1 protein-coding gene is annotated in these 2,225 nt (G+C 24.8%); it reads left to right on the forward strand.

The window, feature by feature from the left end; translation table 11 throughout:
- Positions 1 to 2,208 (forward strand): SbcC/MukB-like Walker B domain-containing protein (locus ACERKK_RS12920; protein WP_373773487.1); only part of this gene is annotated, 2,208 nt, incomplete at its 5' end.
- Positions 2,209 to 2,225 lie beyond the last annotated feature (17 nt).

Below are 2,225 nucleotides of genomic sequence, written 5' to 3' on the forward strand. Positions count from 1 at the left end.
TCATCAATTGAGTTTAAAGAAGAGTGTGAACGAATTGATACTGAGTTTGTTAATTATAAAATGCAAAAAGAAGCTGTTGAAAAAGATATTAATATTATAAAAAAAGAGATAAATTCACTTGAAATGACAAGATTTTTCTGTCCATCTCATATTCAAGAGTCTTTTGATATTTTAAATAAAATTCTACCAAATGCAAATGCTCATTTATTATATGAATATGTTGAACTTTTAGATGATGAATGGAGAGAAGCAATTGAGGGATATATTGGAAATAATAGATTTTCAGTAATTGTATCAAGTGAATATGAAAAAGAAGCAATTGATGTAGTAAGACATAATAATCTAAAAATCAAAATTATTCAAGGTAAAAAAGTTCTTGAAGAGTTAGAATATAGAGGGAAAAGTTTACCCGAAGAATCTATCGTAAATTTATTAAAAATTTCAAATGAAAAAGCTTTAGCATACTTAATTACAGCCTATGGTGATGTTTTACAAATAGAAAATTCTTATGAACTTACAAAAGCCAAAAGAGGTGTAACAATTGATTGTAAAGCTGCAAGTGGAAATTTATTATTTACTTGTACATTAAAAGATAAAAGATTTATTTTCGGTGAAGAAGCGCAAAGACAAACTTTATATAAAATGAAACAAGAATTAAATCAATTAGAAGAACAAAGAAATATTATAGATGTAAACATCGATATTTCAAGAAATATCAATATGATTTTAAGCAATTTTACAAGTGATAAAAAGATAGCAAATATTGATGATATTGAACATATAAATGCAAATTTTAATAAATATCAAGATTGCTTAAAAGTTAAGTCTTTAATTGATACTTCTGATTTCGAAAAAATTACACAAGAGATTACACTTAGTAAAAAAAGATTAGAAGAAATTCAAGATGAAATAGTTTCTCTAAGCCAAGAAGTAGGTTCAAATACTCTATCTTTTAATAGTAAAGCAATTATTGAAAAAGAGAATGAAACATTATTAGAGCAAAAGAAAAAAGCCTTAGAATTAAGTAAAGAAGTTTTTGAAGTAATTTATAATAACTTAGTAATTCAAACAAATATTGGATTTGAAAACTATGAAAAAAATATTATCCAAAGAATTAATATAAATGAATCTTTACAAGCACCTGCAAATTTATCTGTTGCTTTAAATGATTTATTCCATGAGTTTGATAATTACTATTCTGTTCAAATTATTGAAAATAAAGTAAGCTTACCAAATGCCTTATCTTTTGATAAACTTTTTATTATAAAAGAGCATTTTTTCGAACTTATAAATTTTAGAAATGATTTACTAAGTAGAATTGATGATAAAAATAGTTCACTAACATATAAATATAAAAATGAAATCCTAAACGCTGATAAAGAGTTTAAAAACACTTTCTTAAATGACTTTTGTCATGCTATTTATGTAAATATCAAACAAGGTGAACACTCAATTGATAGACTAAATGATACATTGCGTAAGCATAAATTCGGAAGTGAAACTTTTAAAATAAAAAGAAGCCAAGGTGATGAAGAGTTAAAAAGATATCAAGAGTATTTTAAAATAATTCATGAAAGCAATAAAACTTTAGAAGAGGGTTCTTTATTTGAAGAGCTTGAAAAACAAGGATATGAAGATGTTTCAAACTCTTTACTTTCACTTTTTATGGATAATGAAAAACATATAAATGAACTAATTAGAATCTCTGATTATAGAAATTACAATAACTATGATATTTTCCAAGAGATTGATGGTACAAGTATTTCATTATCAAGAAATGGTAAAAACTCAGGAGGTCAAGGTGAAACTTCTTATTATATAATTAGATCAATTAACCTACAATCTGCGTTAAAACCAAATGAAACAAATACAAATTCACTTGAAGCAATTATTATTGATGAAAGTTTCCTAAAATCAAATGAGAAAAGATCAAAAGAGATTTTAAATTACTTAAATAAAAGTTTAGGATTCCAAATAATTTGTGCAATGCCTACAAAAAATGTGGGGACATTTTATGAAATAGATTCAAGTAATTACCATTTTGTACAATTTCCACTAGGTAGTAGTATAAATGGAGAGTTAGAGTATAAAACATTTGTAGAGTTTAAAAGTAGAAATAATGAAGAAGTTAAAAAACTTTTTGAAAATGAAGAAAAAAATATATTAGACCTAGTTACAAAAGAAGCAGAAGAGCTTTATGCACAATGATAAACTTTCTTTAGCAC

This window comes from Poseidonibacter sp. (assembly GCF_041821165.1).
Lineage (GTDB): Bacteria > Campylobacterota > Campylobacteria > Campylobacterales > Arcobacteraceae > Poseidonibacter.